This window comes from Roseibium sp., from assembly GCF_965232425.1.
Lineage (GTDB): Bacteria > Pseudomonadota > Alphaproteobacteria > Rhizobiales > Stappiaceae > Roseibium.
In genome coordinates this window covers 74,213-96,425 of record NZ_OZ246971.1, presented here as the reverse complement: position 1 = coordinate 96,425, position 22,213 = coordinate 74,213, and the positions used below count along the sequence as shown (strand labels likewise).

The window sequence follows — 22,213 nt, the reverse complement described above, 5'->3', positions numbered from 1 at the left end:
TATTCTGTTCATCATGTATGACCAGCTGCGATTTGACTATCTCGGCTGCGCCGGGCACCCGCATCTGGAAACCCCGCATTTCGACCGCGTCGCCGCCAAGGGCGTCCGCTTTACCAATGCCTATGTCCAGTCGCCGATCTGTGGGGCAAGCCGGATGAGCTTTTACACGGGCCGGTATGTTTCCTCGCACGGCGCGGCCTGGAACGGCTTTCCCCTGCGTGTCGGCGAGTTGACGCTCGGCGACCACATGCGTGCGGCGGGCATGGATTGCTGGCTGATCGGCAAGACCCACATGAAGGCCGACAAGGACGGCATGAAGCGGCTCGGCCTGTCGCCGGACAGCATGATCGGCGCCCGCCAGGCCGAATGCGGCTTCGATGTCTGGATACGTGATGACGGCCTTTGGGGCTATGGCCCCGACGGCTTCTACGACGAGAAACGGTCGCCCTATAACGAGTACCTGAAGTCGAAGGGATATGCCGGCGAGAACCCCTGGGCGGATTTCGCCAATGCCGGGATCGACGAAGACGGCGGGGTCGCCTCCGGTTGGATGTTCGCCAATGCCGACAAGCCCGCCAACATTTCCGAAAAGGACAGCGAGACGCCCTGGCTGACCGCCCGCACCATCGATTTCATCGAGGAGCAGACAACGCCCTGGTGCGCTCATGTCAGCTACATCAAGCCGCATTGGCCCTACATCGTGCCTGCGCCCTATCACGACATGTTCGGTCTGAACCACGTGCCGGCTGCCTGCCGTCACGAGGTGGAACGTGAGGACGCCCATCCGGTTTTTGCTGCCTATATGGAAAACAAGATCGCGGCAGCCTTCCAACAGGAAGAGGTCCGCCGGAAGGTCATTCCCGCCTATATGGGCCTGATCAAGCAATGCGACGATCAGCTTGGCGTTCTGCTCGATTATCTGGAGAGAACAGGCCGGATGAAGGACACAATGATTGTCCTGACCTCCGATCACGGCGATTATCTCGGCGATCACTGGCTCGGGGAAAAGGACCTCTTCCACGATCCGTCCGTCAAGATCCCGATGATCGTCTATGACCCGCGACCCGAGGCGGACGCGACCCGCGGCACGACCTGCGATGCCCTTGTGGAATCCATCGATCTCGCACCGACATTCGTCGAGGCCGCCGGCGGCAAGGTTGCCGATCATATCCTGGAGGGCCGGTCGCTCTTGCCCTGGCTGCGGGGCGAGTCTCCGGACTGGCGCGCGTATGCAATTTCCGAATTCGATTATTCGCCGACCCAGCAGGCCGTGAAACTGGGGCTCGACCCCAAGGACTGCCGCCTCTTCATGGTGTTTGACGGACGCTACAAGCTGATGCATGCCGAGGGCGGTTTCCGCCCGATGCTCTTTGACCTTCAGGAAGATCCGGAGGAATTCCACGACCTGGCAAAGGGCACGTCGCACAAAAACGAAATCGACAGGCTCTACATCGCGCTCGCCGAATGGGGCAGGCGCTGTGCGCAGCGGGTCACGCGTTCGGACGACGACATCCGGGGCATGCACGGACGCTCGCTCCGCAGGGGCATTCTGCCCTTCCTGGTCGACGGCTCGGAAGTGCCGGAGGAACTGACCGAGAAATATCGCGGCCCGGCGCTGCAAAGGCACACGGGAGACTGAATGATGCCCAATGCCGCACTCCTCCATCACAATGAAACCCAGTTCCGCAAGTCGATCGTGGAACTGGCGCCCGGACTATGGACGGCTGTCGGTTTTGCGGCATCGACACAGCACGTGATCGAGGGCGAGACGTCGCTGACCGTCGTCGATACGTCGGAAAGCACCGGCGCCGCTGGAAACGTGCTCGCGGAAATCCGCAAGCTGACGGACAAGCCGGTCGGACGGATCATCTACACCCACAGCCACAGGGATCACATTTCCGGCGCCGCCGTCTTTGCTGAAGGGCGCGACATTCCGGTGATCGCGAATGCAAGGTTCAAATCGGATCTTGTCGGCCAGGACGCGGATGAGATTGCGCCCCATCAGGCCTTGAACCGCCGGACCGCGGCGCAGTTCGGCATCGGTCTTTCCCCGGAAGAACGCGTGTCGCTCGGCTGTGGTCCCGGCGATCGACCGATGGAGGGTCTGGGCGCGGGGTTCCTTCCACCGACTCTCTTCGTCGGCGAGGACCGTGAGGTCGATCTTGACGGCGTCCGGGCGCGGCTGATCATGGCCCCCGGTGAGACCGAGGATCACATGGCCGTCTGGCTGAAGGATGCCGGCGTTCTCATCCCCGGCGACAACTGGTACCACGCCTTTCCGAACCTTTACGCCATTCGCGGCACGCCCTATCGCGACTTCGCCGCCTGGGCAGACAGCCTGGCGCTGCTGGAAGGTCTCGGCGCCGCTGTGCTGGCACCCGGCCATACCATGCCGGTCTTTGGCCGGGACAAGGTCAGCGAAGTCCTGACCACCACACGGCAGGCCATCCGTCACGTGATGCGACACACCGCTGACGGCATGAACGCGGGCCTTTCCCTGGACGACATCGCCGCCACCTTGCAACTACCGGACGACATCGCCGACAAGCCCTGGCTCGGCGAGTACTACGGCAAGGCTGGCTGGTCCGCCAGGGCCTTTGCCACCGGCACACTCGGCTGGTACGACGGCAACCCGACCCATCTCGGAACCCTGTCTTCCGCCCAAAGGGCCGCGCATGTGGCGGAGCTCGCCGGCGGGCCCGGAGCCCTGATGGCGGCGGCGCGAACCACCGACGATCTGCAGTGGCGGCTTGAGCTTTGCGATCACCTGATCGCTCTTGGCGAACCGGCTGAAGCGCTGAAGGCCGAGGCCCTGGAAAACCTCGCCGAGTATGAGATCAACGCGACGGCCCGCAACACCTATCTCTGGCATGCCCGGCGCTTGAGGAACGGGGAGGCGGCCAGATGACACCGGTCCGGTTCGAGCGGCGCGTCGCCGATCTCCTGGCCTTCCTGTTTGCCATGATTATTCTTGTCTACGCCGCATCCGGACCGCTGTCCGAATTCGTGCGCTGGGTCATCGAGGCCACGACACCCGGCTTTGACGAACTGTCACGGCGCCAGCAACGGCTCTTGATGCGAGAGCACTGGCTCGGGGGCTCCTTCAGGTCGTTCGAGCGGACGTTTCTCCTGCCCACGGGTCTGATCCTGGGGCTGCCGATCCTGTTCTCCTTCGCGGTCTCCTTTCTCAATCTGCCTGGAACGCGGTCCTGGCTGAGATGGGCGCTGGCAGCGCTGTCGACGGTTGTGTTCTGCATCTGGGTCGCGAACCTGTTTGCCGTTGACGGCGGCGCCCTGCCGTCGGCACAGCCGCTCGACTTCGTACTTTTCCCGATCGCGACCGCCCTTGTTCTCTATCTGACATGGCGCGGCTTCGGCGGTTTCATCGTCGGGTTCTGCCTCTTCTGGATCATCTATTTCTTCGTCCGCGGCTGGCTGCCGGACTGGACCGGCATTCTTGCCGGCTCCGAGGCGACACTGGCGCAGAGCATGCGTTCCATGGTTCTGAATTTCTGGTCGCAGACGGGCGGCATGTTCGGTCAGCCTCTTCAGGTCGTCTCGGGCAACGTCTTGATCTTCATCGTGTTTGGCGCCGTGCTCATGGCGAGCGGGGCAGGGGATCTCCTGATGAAGATCGCCAACAGGCTGACCGGAGGGCTGACCGGAGGCGCCGCCCATGCAGCCGTCGCCAGTTCCGCGCTGTTCGGGACGCTGAGCGGGGCGGCGATCTCCAATGTTGTCTCGACCGGCGTCATGACCATTCCGGTCATAAAACGCTCCGGTTTCCGGCCCGCGTTCGCCGCGGCGGTGGAAGCGGCCGCCTCCACCGGCGGGCAGGTGATGCCGCCGGTAATGGGTGTCGTTGCCTTCTTCGTGGCCGGTCAGATCGGCCTGGAATACCGCTACATCGTCATAGCAGCGATCATTCCGGCGATCTTCTTCTATCTCGGCACGTTCCTGACGGTCTATTTCGAGGCGCGCCGCCAGGGCGTCGGACCGCTTCCGGCAGAAGAACGTCCGGCCCTGACGGGTATTGAACGGGTGCAATGCCTTGTTTTTGTTCTGCCGCTGGGCGTACTGAGTTACTTCCTGTTTGCCCAGCCTTCGGTGCCGAAGGCGGGCTTCTACGGCTTCATCGTTGCCCTTGTCAGTGCCCTCGTTCTGTTCCGCGGTTTCCGGTCGCCGGAAAAGCTCTACAAGGCCTTTGTCAGTGCCGGGCGCATGTCCGCGTCGATCATCGTGATCGTCACCGCAATCGGTCTGATTGTCGGCCTGATCCAGGTATCCGGTTTCAGCGGTCGCCTGTCGCTTCTTCTGGCGCAGCTCGCCGGAGGCCCCTTGTTCGCGACGCTGGTTGTCGTCGCTCTTGGCGCGATCGTCCTCGGCATGGGACTGCCGCCGGGAGCGACCTATTTCATCATCGTCATTGCGCTTAGTTCCGGCATCGATGCCGTCGGTATCGCGCCCCTGACCCTGCATCTCTTCGTCGTGTTCTTTGCCGTGATTTCGACCGTGACGCCGCCGGTGGCGCTGGCTGCCTTTGCGGCGGCACCGATTGCAGGGGCAGACCCGGTGCGCACGGGATTTCAGGCCGCGCGGCTTGCCCTGGCGGGCTTCATCATTCCCTTCGTCTTCGTCTATCACCCGGCTGTTCTCTACAAGCTCCAGGTGCTGTTCGGCTGGTTTGGCGGCGAGGTGCCGACATCGAAGGCCATGATCGATATCGCGACGGTGAGCTGGTTCGACCTCGGCTGGATCGTGATGGCCTTCACCCTTTCCATGTGGCTCCTGACCTCGGCCCTGACCGGCTTTGAGAAGAACAGGCTCAACATGATCGAGCGCGTCCTGAGGGTCGCGGCGGGAGGTGCGCTTCTGATCCCGGACCTGGCGATCGCGGGTCCCGCGCTTGCCGCCGGGATCGGGCTTGTCGTCGGACACAGGTTCCTGGGGGGAGATCCGTCACCGGTCGATGCAAAATCGGCCTGAACACATGAACTGCTTTTTTTTAAGGGAGGAAATCGCATGCGGAAACTGGCACTGGCTGCAAGTGCAGCCATGATCTGGGCGGCATCGGCCCAGGCTCAGGACACACTCAAGATGGCAACGATCGCGCCGAGCCTCGGTCAGGCGATTACCATGGCGACCTTCGCCAACATCGTCACCGACAATCTCGATGATGTCGAAATCGAGGTCTCCGGCGGCGGCGCGGCCACGCTGCACATGATGGAAGTGGCGCGCGGCAATCTCGACATGTCGATGACCAGCCCGGTGATCTACAACCTCATGTCTGCCGGCAAGGCGATGTATGCCAAGGAGCCGGACGCACCCGAACTTGCCAAGAACTACCGGCTGTTGATGTGGTTCCCCTATGGTCAGTATCATTTCGCAGTGCGGGGCGACAGTGACATCCAGGTGCTGGACGACATCGAGGGTGCGTCCGTGTTTCTCGGGCCCCAGGGCGGCGGCGCCTACAACGCCGCGCGCGGCTGGATTGAGGCCACCACCGGCCTCGTCGTCGGCGAGGACTACGACGCCATCAAGGCCAACTGGCAAACCGGGTTCCAGGCGTTTCTCGACGGCAAGATCGACGTTTACGTGAACGGTTGCCTCGACCCGTGCGGCCAGTTCATCCAGTTCACGGAGACGGAAAACCTGCGCTTCATCGGTCCGGAGAGCGATGAGGGCGAGGAGGTCGACACGTGGCTCGGCAAGTGGCGCTACCGTGCCGAAGTGCCTGCAGGCATGTATGACGGCCAGACCAACGAGGGGCCTGTGATGTCCTTTGACACCGCCGTCGGCATCGGTGTACGCGCCGATCTGGACGACGAAACCGTCTACAAGATCACCAAGACCTTCTGGGACAATCTGGAACAGGTGACTTCCGAGGCCCCGTGGGCCAAGGCGCTGGACGTGAAGTTCGCGGCATCCAAGCGCGGCCTGATGGAACTGCACCCCGGCGCGGAGCGCTACTACCGCGAAGTCGGCGCAACGGAGTGACCGGAAGGGACGGCGCGCGGGGGAAAAGGGTCTCCCGCGTTTCGTGCCTACAGAAGCGAAGCAGCAGTTGCCTGCCGGTCGCCAGGCTCGCCTTCGAACTCCTTTCGGCATAAGGTCCTGCTTTGGCACCGAATGGACAGCGGGCGCTTGCAAAGGTGGGACTAACCCCTGCCGTCCGCTCTTTAAAACACTGCCGAACATATGCTTTTGAGAAGACTGCATTATTCCGTCCGGCGCAAAGTCATCATAAAGAATTGTCGTCCCGGTTTGCCGCAAAAGCGGCAAGACCGGGAACCAGTATCCCTTGTGGTCGGAGAATAAAATGAAGGAAAAGCCAGTGGTTACTGGGTTCCGGTCTTCCGCTGCGCTTCAACCGGAATGGCAAGATCATTGATTGGTGATCGCCTTACCAGATCCACTTCGGGTTAATCGGGACCGCAGAGGGTGGTAACGCAAAGTGGCGTTGGGCGAATGGGCGCTGCCTGAGATTGACCGATCAAACGACAAATCCCGCATCGAACTGCCTTGTCCGTTAAGCTGGTTGGAATATTCAGCCGACCGGTTTGGGCATGTGTGTGGCCACGTTCACGATCCTGCCGTCGGCACCGTTTTGCGTGAGAGCGACCGCAATCGCTCTCGTAATGTCCTGCTGCGTTTTCTTGGTGAAGGCATGTTTCTCGGCCGTATCTGCAGGCAGATTTCTAAGGTCGATTTCCAGTCTGATCTTCATGGGTCTTTCCTGTCTGACACACGTTCATGCGGAACGGCGATCCCGGCGTGGCATGGCTCTTTTTCGCGAACATTTCGAATGGCATTTTCTGACCGGAAAACTGCCTTTGCCTGACCCGGCAGGCGTCGGCGCGGCATGCTTTTACAGGAACCGTCCGGCACGCTGATCAGGTTTGCAACAGGGTCAAACCTCGGGTCGTCAGTGCGCGTGATCGAGCACGAAAAAGGGACGTGAACCTGCGTTCGGCTTGTGTAGATGCGTGCGGCTGGCCCGGCATCATCGGTGAGAAAAAAATCCTGTTTGGACATGGGTTCGCCTAAAGAAAGGATCAACTGACTTCCTTGTTAAGGCTAGACCTCACCTTACGTTGCAGTTATACAGATTGCGCAGAAGTGGCCTCGGTGCTGGTTCCCTTGAGCCGCAGCGATCCACACCAACGCGTCATTCCTTTCAGCCGCCTTTCGTCAGCGCTTTGGTTGCCGATTAGCCTGAGAAAATCGTCCAGTTGCTTTCCCGGCGCAACGGTTCCTGGCTACCTGCAATGTCACCCCAGAAAACGCGCGGTTATGCGATTTGCGTCAAACGCGGCTGGCTTTAGGAGCGTTATCCGGCAGCGACGCTCCGGCTTGTGAAACGTTGTGCGGACGTGAATCGGCTTACCTCGAATTTTCTTTCGCCAAACCGTGGGAGCACAACCCGTTCTCGATCGAACCTTGTTGAAACAGCCTGATACGACCGAAAATTGATCTTGCAATACCCTCAGAAATCAAGGAAAAGGGCGGAACGGAGAGGTGGCCGAGTGGCTGAAGGCGCTCCCCTGCTAAGGGAGTATACCGGGAACGGTATCGAGGGTTCGAATCCCTTCCTCTCCGCCACTCATAAGTTATTGATTTTATTGAATAAGACGTCTTTTCGGGCGGGTTTGTACCCACATTTGTACCCGGGAACTCGTCAATGCGGTACCTCACCCAACGCTCAAGTGGCTTTCGCTTCCAGGTCCGGATTCCCTGTGATCTTGAAAGCATTTATGGCAAAACACCTATCCGAATTTCGCTTGGACTGATTCCAAGAATGAACGCGCGTAGACTAAGTCGTCTTCTATTGGGGCGTTCGGAAGAGGCCTTTTCAAGAACTAGATTGCGGAAAACCATGAGCGCCCAACATACTTCAGAAATAGATGAACGCGACCAGCTCATTTCTGAACTTCAGCAGATGCTTGTCACCGTCATGTCAGACGCAGAGGCGGCTCTCGAAATGGCGGAAGAACGACGGCAACTAGAATTAAAAGCGCAGTCGCTGAGGTTCCGGACGTCTGAGCTCGAACAACAACGCGCTATGAGCGAGAAGCTGTCCCCGCTTGGAGAAGCCATCCAACAACTCAAAAAAACTGCTGGCGAGCTTAAAGTAGGCCTTGGGCAGAAAGCGGTTTCGGCTGGCCGAGAGTTGTCACCTCTTGAGCATAGGTTAAACCATCTGGAAACAATGATTTCATCGTTGATCTCTGGCAGCCCTCCTAAGCCGATGCTCTCATCGGTTCTAGCCAAGTGGAGTGAAACTAAAATTTCTCAAGGCGTCGCGCGAAAGAATGTTAATGGACAGATCAATCGAATAAAAAATTTCATCGATTTTGCCGGCGATCGTCCACTCAATGATTACAAGTTTCTGGTTTTCCAAGAATATTCAAATTTGCTTGGGCGTGTTCCGGCAAATTGGCTAAGTTTGCCACAAACGAAGCGGGGTAATCAAGTCCGACCTGAGCGAGTTGATGAGCCTGCTAGATCCACAGGAAGCCCGCGACGAACGGGATCCGATCGATCAGATGTTGGAGCTGATGGCCGAGATCAGAAACGGCGTTCAGATGATCAAAGAACATCTCGGACTTCAAAACGAGCAGCACGGAATCGACTGACCGGAGCTAAAATCCGGAGTCATATGGTCACCAAGGGGCATGAAAAACGTTGGAGCCCTTCAAAAAATCACATCGCTGAAGGGCGGCTACGCCGTCACACTACGCCCGCAGATATTATGAAGATCAAAGATTTCGCCGCATACAAAGCACGGCAGCGCTTTGTACAGCGACAGATCTCTATCGCTAGGCTCCGAAAGATCGATGCTCTATCTTTCCGGGAGCGGGTCGCTGCGCTTTTTAGAAGCCGACGCATGAACTTCGAGCGCATGCTCGATAAAAAAATTGCAGCGGCAGAAGCTGTTATTCAGAACAGCAAAGCTGAGCCCAAAGAACTATTGAATGCGCGTCATGCCGCTTCTGCTACTAACGTTGCGCGCGGCAAAGCAGATGCAGCGCTGACGATTGCGCAAAAGCGTCTTGATGAGCACTATCAAAACAAGCCCTCCTGGCTGCGCATGAACGCTTGGAGAACTTGGAAGGCGCACCGGGCACGGTTGACTGATCTTCGCAACAAAGCAGCTGTGACCAGGAATTCTGCGACGTCTTCACAAGTCGATGCGCGGACTAAGTTAGAACTTCTGAAAACAGCTTGGCGTAACGATCCAAAGCGACGACTGACTGAAAAGTCCAGCAAAGCAGCGTGCTCTGAAGCGCGCCGAAGCCTTGCGCTTCTGCATGAAGTCCGCAGACTTGTGAAAGACAATCCCGGCCGAGCCAATCTCAAGTTTGAAGCGCTTCTTGGTGTCGCCAATCAGGCGCTGGAGCTGAAAGATTTTAGACGAGACCTAGAGCGAGAATTCGACCAGCGATCAAAGATCGGCTTTGATCCAAAGCCTTGAGACTGGCCGTTGCACAGTACTTTTGGTGCAGTCGCTGCTGCTAAGGGTGTTTCTTGATCTGGGCTCACCAAAGAACATGCTCTTCCTCACCTCCATCTGAGGCACGGATCTGCCAGCGCCTGTCGTACATTGCAAGAGACGCTACGCTTCTGCTCTTGCAACGCACGCCACGCCCCGGTAGCCCGCTCCTTGCGATGGCGGCTCCGGAGAACATATTCTTCTTAGGGGGAAGCTACTTTGGTGAAGGGCGGTGTTTTTTGCCGCGCACTATCGCCGGCCATTTTTTCTGGCATCGTTGAGTGATGGAACACGACACGAGACGAAGGGCCAGGAAGCGAAAACGCGATTGCATTGATCGTTGGCGCTTCGCCTCATTGAAAAGGCGTAGAACTAAAGCGAAGTGGCTTTGGTTCCTCAACGTACTGTTGGTTTCAAGTTTATTGTCACGGATGTTTTTGATTTTTAATCGCCGAGATCCAGCGTATTCACTCCGATATCCAGAAAGGGATTCAAATGATAAGCCAGCCTATTTCCCAGCTCCTGAAGCGGCTCCGTCGAGAAGAGAGAAACCCAAATTTTTCCCCACAGAACCGAACGTTCCGAGAATTGTTGGCACGCACCCCCTTAGATCTACACGGGTATCTCGAGCATCAGATATTTCAGAAAAACGAAATCCAAGACCTTCGTTGTCCGGGAGATGACTGCGCACATTTTGACTACTGGAGGGAAAGGGCGGATTTTGTCTCGTCGGATCGTGTTTCAGAAATTCTTGATCAAAAAATCGACGACTTAAGGCAGGAAGTCGAGCAAACATTTAGTGAAATTATGGGACGTGAAGCCGAAATCGTAGGCGAAATTGTTGCAAGGCGAGGCGTGGCAGAGGCCGTTGAACATATCGAACAAATGCATATTAGGGCATTTGTCATATGATTGGGGGCCGAACGATGTCCAGCCCCGTAGACTTAGGCTGCCATTGAATTAACAGCGGCTCTTTTCGCAAACCTCTTTGCTTGGTTTAGACTCATAGCCTCTTGGCTGCGGAACAAAATGTCGGCCCCGTAAACGACGTCAATCTCTATTGTGCCAAACTTGGTAGGCGTTACGACAATCTCGATTCCATCGACAGTTTTTCCTTGTTTCCAATTGCCATACAGCACGTGACTTTTCAGTTTCGGCTCGTAGTGCCAGTTTTCAAACTTGATTTTCATGACCACTCTCCGTGTTTGTTGCCGCGTGACGGTATGACGATATCGATGCAATTGGAGCCCCATTTTTTGAAACACAAAGCGCTGAAAATGAAACACAAAAGGTGATTCAACAGCCCGAACACGGGGTGGTGATGGTCCGATTGATTGAGGGACTGCTGGTACTTGTGATGGCCAAAAATGTTGATAATGCTGCTGTTCAATTGTACCCGCATAGGTACCTAAACGAGAGATCACCTCGACGTAAATTCAATGGCTTATGGCGAAAATGGGTGAAAATCCCCACATCCTCGTTGTCGAAAAAGAGTCAAGTTATTTAATCACTGCTCGATGCGTGATCGAGGTAACTCCCAGGGTTTCAGTATGCTTACAGGCCTGATGATATTCTAGTGAAGCAGGACACTACACGACGATCTTAAGAACTCGGTTTCGCATACCCGCCGCAACAATAAAATTATCATTTTTACCCAGTGCAGTATGGTCACCAAACTCCGTAAACACCAAAGACACTGTTTCTCCCGATGTTAGATCCCATAGCCTAAGGGTGTTATCCTCAGACGCGGAGAGGGCGTGGTTATGGCCAATTATGGCAACTTGGTAGACCGCACCGAAGTGGCCTTTCAGGATTTTGAGTGTTTCTCCAGTCTTGAGATCCCACAGCCTGAGCGTTTTGTCCCAGGACGCGGAAAGGGCGCGGTCCTGGCCTAAAATGGCGACCTGGTAGACATTTTTGGAATGGCCTTCCAATACCTTGAGTGTCCCTCCCGTCGTGAGATCCCACAGCCTGAGAGTATTGTCCCAGGAAGCGGAGATCGCTCGGTTTTCACTTATGATGGCAACATGGTTGACCGGTTCAGAATGGCCTTCCAGCACCTTGAGTGTCTCTCCTGTCGTGAGATCCCATAGCCTGAGCATTTTGTCCCAGGACGCGGAAAGGGCGCGATCTTCGCCGATGATGGCAACATGGTTGACCGGTTCAGAATGGCCTTCCAGCACCTTGAGCGTCTCTCCTGTTGTGAGATCCCACAGCCTGAGAGTGTTGTCTTGAGACGCGGAGAGTGCGCGATGCTGGCTTACGACAGCAACATGGCCGACGCCCTTGGAATGGCCTTCCAGGATCTTGAGTGTCTCTCCTGTTGTGAGATCCCATAGCCTGAGAGTGTTGTCTTGAGACGCGGAGAGGGCGCGGTCTTCACCTATGATGGCAACATGGTTGACCCAGTGCGAATGACCTGCCAGGACTTTGAGCGTCTCTCCTGTTGTGAGATCCCATAGCCTGAGAGTGTTGTCTAGAGACGCGGAGAGGGCACGATCTTCGCCGATGACGTCAATATGGTTGACCCGTTCAGAATGGCCTTCCGTAGCCTTGAGTGTCTCTCCTGTTGTGAGATCCCACAGCCTGAGAGTTTTGTCCCCGGACGCGGAAAGGGCACGATCTTCGCCGATGACGTCAATATGGGTGATCAAACTGGTATGACCCTCTAACACCTTGAGCGTCTCTCCCGTTGTGAGATCCCACAGCCTCAGGGTGGCGTCATCAGACGCAGAGATGGCGCAGTTCTGACCGGCAGCGGCGACCTGAAAAACCGCATCGTAATGGCCTTCCAGCACCTTGAGTGTCTCCCCAGTTAAGAGATCCCATAGCCTGAGGGTTTTGTCATGGGACGCGGAAATAGCGCGGTCCTCACCTACAACGGCAACTTGGTTGACCCAATCGGAATGGCCTTCCAGGACCTTGAGTGTCCCCCCAGTTGAGAGATCCCATAGCCTGAGGGTTTTGTCATGGGACGCGGAGATAGCGCGGTCCTCACCTATGACGGCAACTTGGTTGACCCAATCGGAATGGCCTTCCAGCACCTTGAGCGTCTCTCCGGTTGTGAGATTCCATAGCCTGAGGGTTTTGTCATGGGACGCGGAGATGGCGCGGTCGTTTCCTAAGTCAGTAATTTGGGTGACTTTTGCGGAGTGGCCTTCCAGGGCTTTGAGTGTCTCTCCCGTCGTGAGATCCCACAGCCTGAGGGTGTTGTCATCAGACGCGGATAGGGCACGGTTTTGGCCGATGACGACGATGTGGTAGACTATTTTGGAAAAACTTTTCAGCACCTTGAGTGTCTTGCCTGTTGTGAGCTCCCAGAGCCTGATGGTGTTATCCCAAGACGCGGAGATAGCGCGGTCCTCGCCGATGACGGCAACTTGCTTGACCGCATAGGAATGGCCTTCCAGGACCTTGAGTGTCTCTCCTGTTGTGAGGTCCCACAGCTTGAGGGTTTTGTCATCAGACGCGGATAGGGCGCGGTCCTGGCCGATGACGGCAAAATGATTGACACAATCGGAGTCGCGGAACGTCTTGAGAACCGGCTTTCCCCGCTCTATTGAACCGGAAAGCAGAGTCAAGCGCTCTTCGCCTCTCAACAATGCCTCGATCGCAGCGATAGTTTCGGAACTCACCCCGTCATTCCGATCAAGCCGGGGGAGCAAGTTTTCAAGACCGTATTCGGGGAATGCCTGGAACACATCCGAGTACCGTTCCATGCAGGTTTTCAGCGCACACGCACTGGTGCGAAGTTTTTTCAGGCGCTCTGATCCAGATTCAAATATCATGGAGCGCCTGGTCATATATCGAGATTAGATTATGCACGCCGTCAAGGCGCAGTTTGAGCGCAATCCAGAGTGGATCATTGAGCAGCTCAAGTACTTCGGTTTCCCTTCCACTTTGTTTCAGGTGCAAGGGGCCATGAAGCCGCAGGTAGTTGTTTTCCCCTTGATCGTCGGGATCGTAAAATCGTGTGCCTTCCTTTTCGGACCACGCCGCGACCAAACTTTCGGCGATCTCAGAAATGTCACCGTCAAGACTTCGCACGAAATCAAGCTGAATGTCGTGCAGGTCGACAAATCCGGAATCATCTGCAATTCCCGATGCCTTTCGACGGTTGATCAGGCCAAGGTCACTCAGTCGATCCAGCGCCAGATCGATTTCCAGTTCGTCCTGTTTCAAAAAAGCTGAAAACAGTTCAATAACTGAAATCGGAACAGCTACATCTTCAGGAAATATCGTGAAACATTTCAGCAACAGTTGGTCTTCAGACGACAAAAACTCGTAGGAGGCGTTAACGATGCTGTAGATGGAGGTCTCTTGCGTCGGGTATTGATCGGAACGTCGGTATTCAGGGATATCAGCGATCAGGCTCTGAACATTCGATTTGCGAAATCGATCAAGAATGAGCGCCTGCCGGCTCGGATGTTTTTTGACCATTGAGGCGGCAATTACAATTGCCAGCGCATGGCACCCACAGTGGCGAAGGATGGCTTGCTGGATTTCATCAAGCGGCGTATCAGACCTAATACCAGAGCGATGGCGAAACAGAGCCTCAGCTTCTCCCTCATCAAGAAGATCCACGAGCTGCGTCTTGATGCCTTCGTGTTCAAAGCACGACGCCCGGCGGCTGGTAAACAATACGGAGCAGTTTGGTGCCTGTATGTTAAAGGCATCTACCGCAAATCGATCCCACACGTCGTCGATGATGAACAGTATCTGACGGTCAGACAAGGCTGCGCTTATGCGGGCGCATCTGTCAGTCAGACTGACTGAGCCGTCCGCTGAAACACCAAGAGCGGCTGCTAAATCGATCTGTAGCGCCGCCAGATCGTTTGATGTGCGATCTTGACCGATCGTAATTCCATAAATCCCGTCATGAAAATGCTGCCGGATAAGCTCATGGCGGGAAGCAAGGCTTGCTATGACCGACTTGCCGACGCCACCTATGCCGTGGAGACCAAGCAACCCCACCTGGCCGCTTTCCCTCACCAGATTACTCGTAAGCTGATCAAGCAACACTTCGCGTGTTTCGAGCACGGTAGGAAGAGGTATGGGATTGTTCAGCGGGCCAAGGGACGCGAACATGTTTCGGTCGAAGCCGAGCTCTTCCAGATAATCGAGTATGAGAAAACCTGGAATGAAAAAACCACTCCGGGCGTCACCCTGGTCTGTGCAGGATAAATAGCCCAAGAGCCGCTGCCCCGCTTTAAGGCCTGAAGGCTTGTCCAGAATTGGGCTGCCACTGAAACCTGGCCTAACACGTTGTTCAGATCCCGGACTATTGTCAGCCTGATACCAACTGTCACCAAGTGGCCCCGAGAGTCGAATCGTTGTCGTCACACCATCAGGGTGTTCTTTCGGAAACCCGAAGAAGTCGATATCTCCTCTATCGAAGTGCCGCCCAGGATAGATCGAAACACTTGTTTGGTCATCCGGATCAGACAACTTCAATATGGCCATGTCTTTTATGGACGTGCCATGAGGAGCAGTAAGCGGGCGCCAGGATCCATCAATGAGTTTTGCTATTTGGAGCGCAGATTCAGACCAGGGAATGCGGCGGCAGGTGAACTCATACTCGCCGGACGGGATTGCCGTTGTTTCCAATGCTCGACCCATGGCTGCGTTCAGAACATGGGCGCAGGTCAGAATGTGCCGGTCGTCAATCAGAATTCCGGAGCCGACCGGAATTCCATTGGAGTCCAGAATAGCGTGTTGAATCCACTTTGATGACATCTTTAACCTGAAGCCCCGCCCTTCCATGTCAGGGTTACTTTTATCGAAGCTTCACCAGTCCCTTTGACTATGACTAGATTGCCGGACGTCGTCAGTTTCGCAGCCATCTCGATTTTGAGTTCTTCTGCCATTCCAATCACACCATCCAAAGAATGTTGAGCAATTTCGAAAATGGCGCGAAACTGGTCGAAAGAGGATGCCAAAGTTCCTGCCATCTCGGAAACTGGACTTGCAGGAGCACGACCTTTTGGCTGTTCTTCCGCAATATCGTCAGCCTCTACAAGGATGAATTTGCCGTCTCCGACATCTAATTTTGCGATTTCACTCATTTTCTGGTTGGTCCTTTTTTGTAGACTGAGCACGAAGAAACAATACTTTCCCGGCGGCTGTTCCGGCGACCACAACGCTATTTGGGGCGGCTGTAGAAGCTAAAGCCGTCACAGTTTCATCTAATTGCAATGCGGACAGCAAAACCCCGTGGTTGGTGTTCCAAAGAACTAATTCTCCCTCATCGGACGCGGAAATGGCGCAGTCCTGATCGATGACGGCAACTTGGTTGGCACCACCGGAATGGCCTTCCTCGATTTTGAGGGCCCTTCCTGTGTTGAGATCCCACAACCTTAGGGTCTCATCTCGGGACGCGGAGAGGACGCGGTCCTGACTGATGACAGCAGCATGACTGACTAAATCGGAATGACCTTCCAGAACCTTGAGTGTCTCACCCGTGGTGAGATCCCATAGCCTCAGGGTATTGTCCCTTGAGGCTGAGATGGCGCGGTTCTGACCAACCATGGCTAGGTGGGTGATCGTGTCGGAATGTCCATCCAGTACCTTGAGTGTCTTTCCTGTGTCGAGATCCCATAGCCTAAGGGTTTTGTCATGGGACGCCGAGACAATACGGTCTTGGCCGATGACGACAGCTTGAGTGATTGCACTGGAATGACCATGCAGGATCCTAAGTGTCTTTCCTGTTGCGAGATCCCACAGCCTTAGGGTGTCATCCTTTGACGCCGAGATGGCGCGGTCCTGGCCGATGACGGAAACATGGTTGACCCGATCGGAATGTCCAACCAGGGTCTTTAGGGTCTTTCCTGTGGTGAGATCCCACAATCTGAGAGTGTTGTCCCGTGATGCCGAGATGGCGCGGTCCTGGCTGACAACGGCAACATGAGTTACTGCTCCAGAATGACTTTCAAGGACCTTGCGTGTTTTACCTGTTTTGAGATCCCATAGCCTAAGCGTCTTGTCATCGGATGCCGTGATAACGCTTTCCTGGCAGACAATGGCAATTGATGTAACCGCCCGGGTATGACCTTCCTGAACCTTATGTTTCTGACCTGTTTTGAGATCCCACAGCCTAAGAGTTTTGTCCTTTGAGGCTGAGATGGCACCATGCTTGCCGATGACGGCAAGATGCGTGATTTCACGGGAATGCCCCTGAAAGACCGTGATTTCTTTTCCGGTTTGGAGATTCCATAGCCTAAGAGTCTTGTCATCGGATGCCGAGATTACTCGGTCTTGGTCAATGACGTTGACACTTTTGATCGAAGTAGAATGTCCCTCAAAAACTTTGAGTGTCTCTCCTGTGTCGAGATCCCACAGCCTAAGGGTTCGGTCATTGGACGCGGAAACGGCGCGGTCGTGGCAGATTACAGCAACTCCCGCAATCGCGCTGGAATGGCCTTCCAGGATCTTTATTGTTTCTCCGGTATTGAGATCCCACAGCCTGAGTGTTTGATCTTCGGACGCGGAGATAGCTCGATCCTGGCCAATGAAGAAAACCTGCGAGATCGCGCGGGAATGACCTTTCAGAACTTTGAGAGTCTCGCCTGTTGTGAGATCCCATAGCCTAAGGGTTTGGTCATTTGACCCAGAGATGGCGCGGTTCTGGCCAATTACATCAACATGGTTGATCAAACCAAAATGCCCTTCCAGCACCTTGAGTGTCTCGCCTGTTGTGAGATTCCACAGCCTTAGGGATTTGTCATATGATGCCGACAGGGCGCGGTCCTTGCCGATGACAACAAGCCGAGTGACGGCACTGGAATGGCCTTCCAGAACCTTGAGTGTCTCGCCCGTCTTGAGATCCCAGATCCTGAGGGTTTTGTCTCTCGACGCGGTGAGGGCGCGGTCTTGGTCGATGATGGTAACGTGGATGACGTCATCGGTATGTCCTTCCAGGACCTTAAGTGTCTCTCCAGTGGCAAGATCCCAAAGTATTAGAGTGCTGTCCCTGGACGCGGAGATGGCGCGGTGCGGGCCAATAACGGCTACGTGATTGACCGTAGAGGAGTGGCCGCGGAACAGTTTTCGGCAGCTTGTAGATCGCGCAAGATCGCCGCGATTTACGTAGAGACCGGCCTCGTTGTCGCAGGCTTCTCTGCACCGCGCGGCAAACTCATTACTATTTTTGTCACCCGTAGGAAGGCGTCCCCAGACTTGGGTGGCGAGTTGGGTGCCGCCTGTCGATTCGAAGATGTCTGAATACCTGGAAAAGAAGTCGCGGAGCATCTTTGCAGTTATTTTTTTCTGTGCTTTGGATCCATTGATTGATTGAGACATTGTCTGCCTGCTAAGTCGAAGAAAAAACCGATGACAATATTTTAGCCCGTAATGCGGAAGAACCATTAAAGATAGTTGTTTGGATAAATACAACTCATTAGGCATGGGTTGGCAAGAGAGCAACAGGCTGAATTACAACCAGAAACGAAGAGAAGGCCGGTTTCCTGACAATTGTAACGGAATGAAAAAGCACGCATTGCATCAATTTCTGAATTGTTGACATTTTTGACGTTCAATTGTACCCAGCTACGTACCCATCTGAGGAATCGCCTCGATGTAAAATCAATTACTTACGGAGAAAATGGGAGAGAGTCCCTTCCTCTCCGCCACCCTTTCTTTCAAGAAGCTGAAAAGTATAGAGAAGTCGGTGCGTCTGACTTTCTGCCCGTAACTTCGCCCATCATTCGGAAACAAGCATCTCGAATGGCGTCAAATTGGCCGCGCTTATGCACGATGACGGAAGCGATATGACGATACGATTGGATGAAGGTAGCCACATCGTCATACAAGGCTTTCGCGTTTCAGACCTGAATGAAAGCCAGCTCATATTCACCTGGCCGCAACGTCTTTGCACTTGCCGATGCCATCCGATGTGAGAAGGGAGCGAGCAAAAACCTGTCTCAAATCCCGGCACCTTCCTGTAAAGCCGTCATTGGCTGCACGCAGCCAGACGACAGAAAACGTTGGAAATGTTCGGATTGTGCGTGACCTGTAACTGGTCAATTGAGCGCATGGAAGCGCGCATTCACTATCTGACGAGTTCCAGAGACTTTCGATAAATGATCTCGTCCCATTGTGTTTTGCGTCTCTCAATATCTGCTGCGAAATCGGAAATAGGAAACTCGCCTCGATTTTCGCTTACATTGGCCTTCAACCCGAAATATGGCGCGATCGACAGGCGACGACACAAGATGTTCATGTCCTCATAAAAATTGTTCTGAAATCCCACGAAGTCCATCTCCGCAAGTTCCGAGATTGCTTTATCGGTCCATTCACGCCACCCGGATTCTGTTTCCACCGTTTCAAGCAAATCACCTCCGAGGTGTCGAACCATGGCATTGTCCGTCAGCGCAACCATGCTCCGCGTCTCGATCCGCAGGAAATCTTCGTACGAATAGTCCGTCCAGCTTCCCGGCAGGTCCATCCATCGCCATCCTTGTTCACTCACGAAGTAACGATAAGCGCTACGCAAACGTTCCTTCGGTGCCCTTAAGAAAGTGAACACGAAATCGTCCGGTTTTCTGCCGATTTCGCTCAGGGTCGGCGTATCAAAATGTCCGGAAATAAATTTTGATTTTTTCGCTTCAGATATGGCGGCGTCGATTCTTGCGTGATGGTATTCGGTGTGGACAATCGTGTGCCTTTTTCGCTTCAGGAACTTGTCCAGTTTTCCCAATGGCACCTTACCCCTTATGTGTTTGAACACGGTGCTGCCGGCACATTTGGGGATGTGAAAATAAATGATCCTGGGCCCAATGGAAATTGGAAGCATAAGTCACAGAAGTCCGATGTTTCGCATATTTTGCGCCTGAGACGCACGCTCTGATTGAGATCTGTGTGACAATATTTGCGTCTGCGAAACACGGTTATGCGCACAGCGAAAACTCTGCTCCGCAAGATCATGTGCGTTTCAGTCGGCCATGAGTTGGAACGAAAGCGCCCGTGACCCCGGGTCCGCGACCGCGTCGTCCGGCACCCGGGCATCGCACCGGTTTGGTTGCCAACAGGACGTGGAATGTTGTGATGCCGGCGTTGGCCGGGGGCTGTTTTGCGGGAAACCAGTTTGACGCCAGTTTCAGATTGGGCGTCTTGCTGAAGGCTCTGCCCACGTCACGAAAATCGGTGGGTGCCAGAGCGGGTTTTCCCGTGTCAGAAACGGTCGAGGTTCTTTGCCTCCTTGAGAAAGCTACCGAGCCTTGCGGCGGCTTGCGTGAACCGCGATAGTCTCCTGGCACAGACCAGGGGAGGCGAGATGTCCGACGAACAGGAATTCCAGTCAGTGTTCGACGCCTATGTCGGCTGCTATCGTTCCGCAGATGCTGCCGGATGTGCGGCCCTGTTTTCACACGACGCGGAACTTTTCTCCCCCTATGGTCCACCGGCGGTCGGGCGGGCGGCGATCGAAGCTGCGCATCTGGAGTGGTTTGACGAGGACGCCGTCAACAAGAAGATCGAGGTGAGGGGAGCCGGCAGGTCGGGCGACCTTGGCTGGTGTCTTGCCCTCTACAGCGAAGGGGACGAAGGCCAGGGCACGTCCTTGAATGTGCTGCAGCGCCAGGCCGGCGGAAACTGGTTGATCCTGCGCTGCAGTCTGAATGAAATCCCGGTTGCGGGGCCGACTGCGTCCTGAACGCGAAACGTCAAGTGCGGAACAAACCGATGAAACTGATCTGCCGTCTTTCGACACTCGCCGGCCTGGTGGCCATGGTGGTCGCAGGCTCCCTCCCGGTAATGGCATCGCCGGAAGAAGCGTTTGACCATGTCGTTTCGGTCCTTCCCGTATGGCCTGGCAAGCCGCAGGGCGGAGCCGGTACGCGCCCCGGGGCCGCGCCTGAAGGCAGTGGCGTGGTCATCCGGCCGGACGTGATCGCGACCGCCTTTCATGTCGTTGAACCGGCAGAGCGTATCGATGTACGCCTGTCCGACGGCCGGATACTGCCGGCGCGGCTCATCGCCGGCGACGCGGCGAGTGACATCGCGCTTCTGAGCGTGGACGCCGGCCTCGCGCCGATCGAATTCGGTCCGAACCCCGGCCTGGCGCAGCCTGCCTGCGCGATCGGCAACGCGTTCGGTCTCGGGCTCTCGATCACATGCGGTGTCGTTTCGGCAAAGGCGGTGACCAATGCGGGCTTCAACGCCGTGGAGGACTTCATTCAGACGGATGCAGCGATCAATCCGGGAGCCTCGGGCGGTGCCTTGATCGATCCGGACGGGCGGCTGATTGGTCTCGTGTCCGCCATTTTCGCCTCCGGAGCGGACGCGAATATCGGTGTCAATTTTGCCGTTTCCAACGCGTTGCTCCTTCGTGTGACGGATGCACTGCTTTCGTCGGGATCGGTTGACTACGTGAAGGCGGGATGGCGTCTCGGACTTGCCGACCGTGCCCGGCTGGCCGCGGTCGCGGCGCCGGAAGTGCAGTTAGTCCAGCCGGGCGGGGCTGCGGCCTCGGCGGGCATCGAGGCCGGCGATCTCATCCTGCAGATCGGTGAGCGGCATACACGCACGCCCCGGGACGCCGTTACCGCTTTGGCGCTGCTTCCCGCTGATACTTTGAGCGTTCCTGTGGTTCTGCAGAGGAGAGGGGGCCGGCTCACCGTCAGTCTGTCGTTCGGCGCCAAGCCGGACGCTGACATGTCTATTTCCGATGCGCCCGATCCGGAGTGTCCGCATCCAGAGCCCGTCTGCCGGCAGCGCCAGGCCGTTTTCCCCGTCTCTTCCTTCGATCCGGTCGCGAGCGCGACACGGATTGCAAGTGACCTTCTTGTCACCAACAGGCATGTGGTCGGGGACCGGCAGGAGGCGACGGTCCACACGCCTTCTGGCCCCAGGACGGCGAACGTCGTGCCCTCTGCCTATGGCGGCGATCTCGTTTTGCTGAAGGTGGAGGGTTTGCCCGGCGATGGCGCGGTGCTTGAACCCGCCGCAATTGGGGCCGAGGCGGATCTTTTTTATGCGGTCGGTGCGGATGTCGCGCGCCGCGAGATCCGGGTGTTCGAACCGGGTGAGCTGATCATGCTCCCTGCGGAAGGGGCGGAGCTCGGGCGCTTGCACGTGAGGGCGCACATGCAGCCCGGTGTGAGTGGCGGCGCTCTTGTGGATGAAGACGGGCGCCTGAGGGGGATCGCCGTCGGCGGGGGCGAAGGACGCTTCGAAGCGATCCCGGTTTCTGCTGTCGAAGAGCTGTTGAGGCAGCGCGATGATCCCGAGGCGGAGCGGATTACCAGACGGCTCGGGATCAACTTCGCCGCTTGTGACGCGGCGATCGCGGGCACGGAAGACGCTCAAAGCGCCAGTGAACAGGCGGATCAACTGCCGCAAGCCTGCGCGCGGTCTTCAAATCATGGCCAACTTCTGGAAGCCGGGCGCTTGCTGGCCCAGTCCGGTGAGTTCGACGCGGCGGCGGCACTGCACCGGCAGGCGGTCGAACAGGTGCCCAACTCGATCAATTCAAGAGTGTCCCTGCTTGTTTCCCTGCAACTGGGCGCACGGTTTGAAGAGATGACAGAACATGCCCGGTGGTTGATGGAGGCCGCGCCTGACGATCCGCAAGCGCTGCGTTTTGCCATCCAGTCCGGTGTCTGGGGCGGTGATCCTGCACTTGCCGAGGCGGGATACCAGGCCCTCCTGAAGGCGGATCCCCGGCAGGCGCAGGCCGCAAGGCGTTTCATTGATGCCGCGCCGCCCAGACCGGAGCGCCGCTGA

The 22,213-nt window shown here is 56.2% G+C and carries 16 protein-coding genes and 1 tRNA gene; 9 read left to right on the top strand and 8 right to left on the bottom strand.

The window, feature by feature from the left end; all coding sequences use genetic code 11:
• The first annotated feature begins 13 nt into the window (after positions 1-13).
• The 4 genes from ACO08A_RS00495 to ACO08A_RS00480 are packed head-to-tail and all read left to right on the top strand — an operon-like array spanning position 14 to position 5,997.
• Complete coding sequence (locus ACO08A_RS00495; RefSeq protein WP_422041835.1) at positions 14-1,639, top strand: sulfatase-like hydrolase/transferase; 1,626 nt, start codon at positions 14-16, stop codon at positions 1,637-1,639.
• A complete protein-coding gene (locus ACO08A_RS00490) occupies positions 1,640-2,908 on the top strand; it encodes an alkyl sulfatase dimerization domain-containing protein (RefSeq protein ID WP_422039335.1) in 1,269 nt (422 codons plus the stop codon).
• Positions 2,905-4,986, top strand: a complete 2,082-nt coding sequence (locus tag ACO08A_RS00485) for a TRAP transporter permease (RefSeq protein WP_422039334.1) — start codon at positions 2,905-2,907, stop codon at positions 4,984-4,986. Before ACO08A_RS00490 ends, ACO08A_RS00485 begins: the two co-directional genes overlap by 4 nt.
• A 36-nt stretch (positions 4,987-5,022) precedes the next feature.
• On the top strand, positions 5,023-5,997 hold the full coding sequence (locus tag ACO08A_RS00480; RefSeq protein WP_422039333.1) for a TAXI family TRAP transporter solute-binding subunit: 975 nt from the start codon (positions 5,023-5,025) through the stop codon (positions 5,995-5,997).
• 550 nt (positions 5,998-6,547) lie between these two features.
• On the opposite strand, the gene ACO08A_RS00475 is transcribed toward ACO08A_RS00480, so the two are convergent.
• Both ACO08A_RS00475 and ACO08A_RS00470 read right to left on the bottom strand, forming a co-directional pair.
• Positions 6,548-6,727: a hypothetical protein gene (locus ACO08A_RS00475; RefSeq protein ID WP_422039332.1), complete on the bottom strand. Its 180-nt coding sequence runs from the start codon at positions 6,725-6,727 to the stop codon at positions 6,548-6,550.
• Entirely contained in the window at positions 6,724-7,035 is a 312-nt protein-coding gene (locus ACO08A_RS00470; protein WP_422039331.1) for a hypothetical protein, read from the bottom strand. The genes ACO08A_RS00475 and ACO08A_RS00470 overlap by 4 nt, the downstream gene beginning before the upstream one ends.
• A gap of 477 nt (positions 7,036-7,512) precedes the next feature.
• On the opposite strand from ACO08A_RS00470, the gene ACO08A_RS00465 reads away from it, so the two are divergent.
• The 3 genes from ACO08A_RS00465 to ACO08A_RS00455 all read left to right on the top strand — a co-directional run bounded on the left by ACO08A_RS00465 (position 7,513) and on the right by ACO08A_RS00455 (position 10,405).
• Positions 7,513-7,602: transfer RNA gene (locus ACO08A_RS00465), tRNA-Ser, on the top strand.
• 79 nt (positions 7,603-7,681) lie between these two features.
• The gene (locus tag ACO08A_RS00460) at positions 7,682-9,475 is read left to right on the top strand and encodes a DUF6538 domain-containing protein (RefSeq protein WP_422039330.1); all 1,794 of its coding nucleotides are present in this window, start codon (positions 7,682-7,684) and stop codon (positions 9,473-9,475) included.
• A gap of 609 nt (positions 9,476-10,084) precedes the next feature.
• Complete coding sequence (locus tag ACO08A_RS00455; RefSeq protein ID WP_422039329.1) at positions 10,085-10,405, top strand: hypothetical protein; 321 nt, start codon at positions 10,085-10,087, stop codon at positions 10,403-10,405.
• 32 nt (positions 10,406-10,437) lie between these two features.
• Here the strand turns inward: ACO08A_RS00455 and ACO08A_RS00450 are convergent, their stop codons facing one another.
• The 6 genes from ACO08A_RS00450 to ACO08A_RS00425 form a co-directional block, all read right to left on the bottom strand.
• Positions 10,438-10,683 carry a hypothetical protein gene (locus tag ACO08A_RS00450; RefSeq protein WP_422039328.1) on the bottom strand — a complete coding sequence of 82 codons (246 nt, stop codon included), beginning with the start codon at positions 10,681-10,683 and terminating at the stop codon, positions 10,438-10,440.
• Between the two features lie 399 nt (positions 10,684-11,082).
• On the bottom strand, positions 11,083-13,281 hold the full coding sequence (locus tag ACO08A_RS00445) for a WD40 repeat domain-containing protein (protein ID WP_422039327.1): 2,199 nt from the start codon (positions 13,279-13,281) through the stop codon (positions 11,083-11,085).
• Complete coding sequence (locus tag ACO08A_RS00440; protein WP_422039326.1) at positions 13,271-15,229, bottom strand: NB-ARC domain-containing protein; 1,959 nt, start codon at positions 15,227-15,229, stop codon at positions 13,271-13,273. Before ACO08A_RS00440 ends, ACO08A_RS00445 begins: the two co-directional genes overlap by 11 nt.
• Positions 15,230-15,231: 2 nt before the next feature.
• Positions 15,232-15,558, bottom strand: a complete 327-nt coding sequence (locus tag ACO08A_RS00435; protein WP_422039325.1) for a CU044_2847 family protein — start codon at positions 15,556-15,558, stop codon at positions 15,232-15,234.
• Positions 15,551-17,791 carry a WD40 repeat domain-containing protein gene (locus ACO08A_RS00430; protein ID WP_422039324.1) on the bottom strand — a complete coding sequence of 747 codons (2,241 nt, stop codon included), beginning with the start codon at positions 17,789-17,791 and terminating at the stop codon, positions 15,551-15,553. Before ACO08A_RS00430 ends, ACO08A_RS00435 begins: the two co-directional genes overlap by 8 nt.
• A 748-nt stretch (positions 17,792-18,539) precedes the next feature.
• Positions 18,540-19,283, bottom strand: coding sequence for a sulfotransferase family 2 domain-containing protein (locus ACO08A_RS00425; protein WP_422039323.1), 744 nt, complete (start codon positions 19,281-19,283; stop codon positions 18,540-18,542).
• 480 nt (positions 19,284-19,763) lie between these two features.
• On the opposite strand from ACO08A_RS00425, the gene ACO08A_RS00420 reads away from it, so the two are divergent.
• A complete protein-coding gene (locus ACO08A_RS00420; protein WP_422039322.1) occupies positions 19,764-20,141 on the top strand; it encodes a YybH family protein in 378 nt (125 codons plus the stop codon).
• A gap of 29 nt (positions 20,142-20,170) precedes the next feature.
• Complete coding sequence (locus ACO08A_RS00415; protein ID WP_422039321.1) at positions 20,171-22,213, top strand: trypsin-like peptidase domain-containing protein; 2,043 nt, start codon at positions 20,171-20,173, stop codon at positions 22,211-22,213.

What these genes read in the sequence shown, in the direction of transcription:
- ACO08A_RS00495 (WP_422041835.1), top strand. Translation starts at nt 14, where the DNA reads ATGTATGACCAGCTGCGATTTGACTATCTCGGCTGCGCCGGGCACCCG.
- ACO08A_RS00490 (WP_422039335.1), top strand. Translation starts at nt 1,640, where the DNA reads ATGATGCCCAATGCCGCACTCCTCCATCACAATGAAACCCAGTTCCGC.
- ACO08A_RS00485 (WP_422039334.1), top strand. Translation starts at nt 2,905, where the DNA reads ATGACACCGGTCCGGTTCGAGCGGCGCGTCGCCGATCTCCTGGCCTTC.
- ACO08A_RS00480 (WP_422039333.1), top strand. Translation starts at nt 5,023, where the DNA reads ATGCGGAAACTGGCACTGGCTGCAAGTGCAGCCATGATCTGGGCGGCA.
- ACO08A_RS00475 (WP_422039332.1), bottom strand. Translation starts at nt 6,727, where the DNA reads ATGAAGATCAGACTGGAAATCGACCTTAGAAATCTGCCTGCAGATACG.
- ACO08A_RS00470 (WP_422039331.1), bottom strand. Translation starts at nt 7,035, where the DNA reads ATGTCCAAACAGGATTTTTTTCTCACCGATGATGCCGGGCCAGCCGCA.
- ACO08A_RS00460 (WP_422039330.1), top strand. Translation starts at nt 7,682, where the DNA reads ATGCGGTACCTCACCCAACGCTCAAGTGGCTTTCGCTTCCAGGTCCGG.
- ACO08A_RS00450 (WP_422039328.1), bottom strand. Translation starts at nt 10,683, where the DNA reads ATGAAAATCAAGTTTGAAAACTGGCACTACGAGCCGAAACTGAAAAGT.
- ACO08A_RS00445 (WP_422039327.1), bottom strand. Translation starts at nt 13,281, where the DNA reads ATGATATTTGAATCTGGATCAGAGCGCCTGAAAAAACTTCGCACCAGT.
- ACO08A_RS00440 (WP_422039326.1), bottom strand. Translation starts at nt 15,229, where the DNA reads ATGTCATCAAAGTGGATTCAACACGCTATTCTGGACTCCAATGGAATT.
- ACO08A_RS00435 (WP_422039325.1), bottom strand. Translation starts at nt 15,558, where the DNA reads ATGAGTGAAATCGCAAAATTAGATGTCGGAGACGGCAAATTCATCCTT.
- ACO08A_RS00430 (WP_422039324.1), bottom strand. Translation starts at nt 17,791, where the DNA reads ATGTCTCAATCAATCAATGGATCCAAAGCACAGAAAAAAATAACTGCA.
- ACO08A_RS00425 (WP_422039323.1), bottom strand. Translation starts at nt 19,283, where the DNA reads ATGCTTCCAATTTCCATTGGGCCCAGGATCATTTATTTTCACATCCCC.
- ACO08A_RS00420 (WP_422039322.1), top strand. Translation starts at nt 19,764, where the DNA reads ATGTCCGACGAACAGGAATTCCAGTCAGTGTTCGACGCCTATGTCGGC.
- ACO08A_RS00415 (WP_422039321.1), top strand. Translation starts at nt 20,171, where the DNA reads ATGAAACTGATCTGCCGTCTTTCGACACTCGCCGGCCTGGTGGCCATG.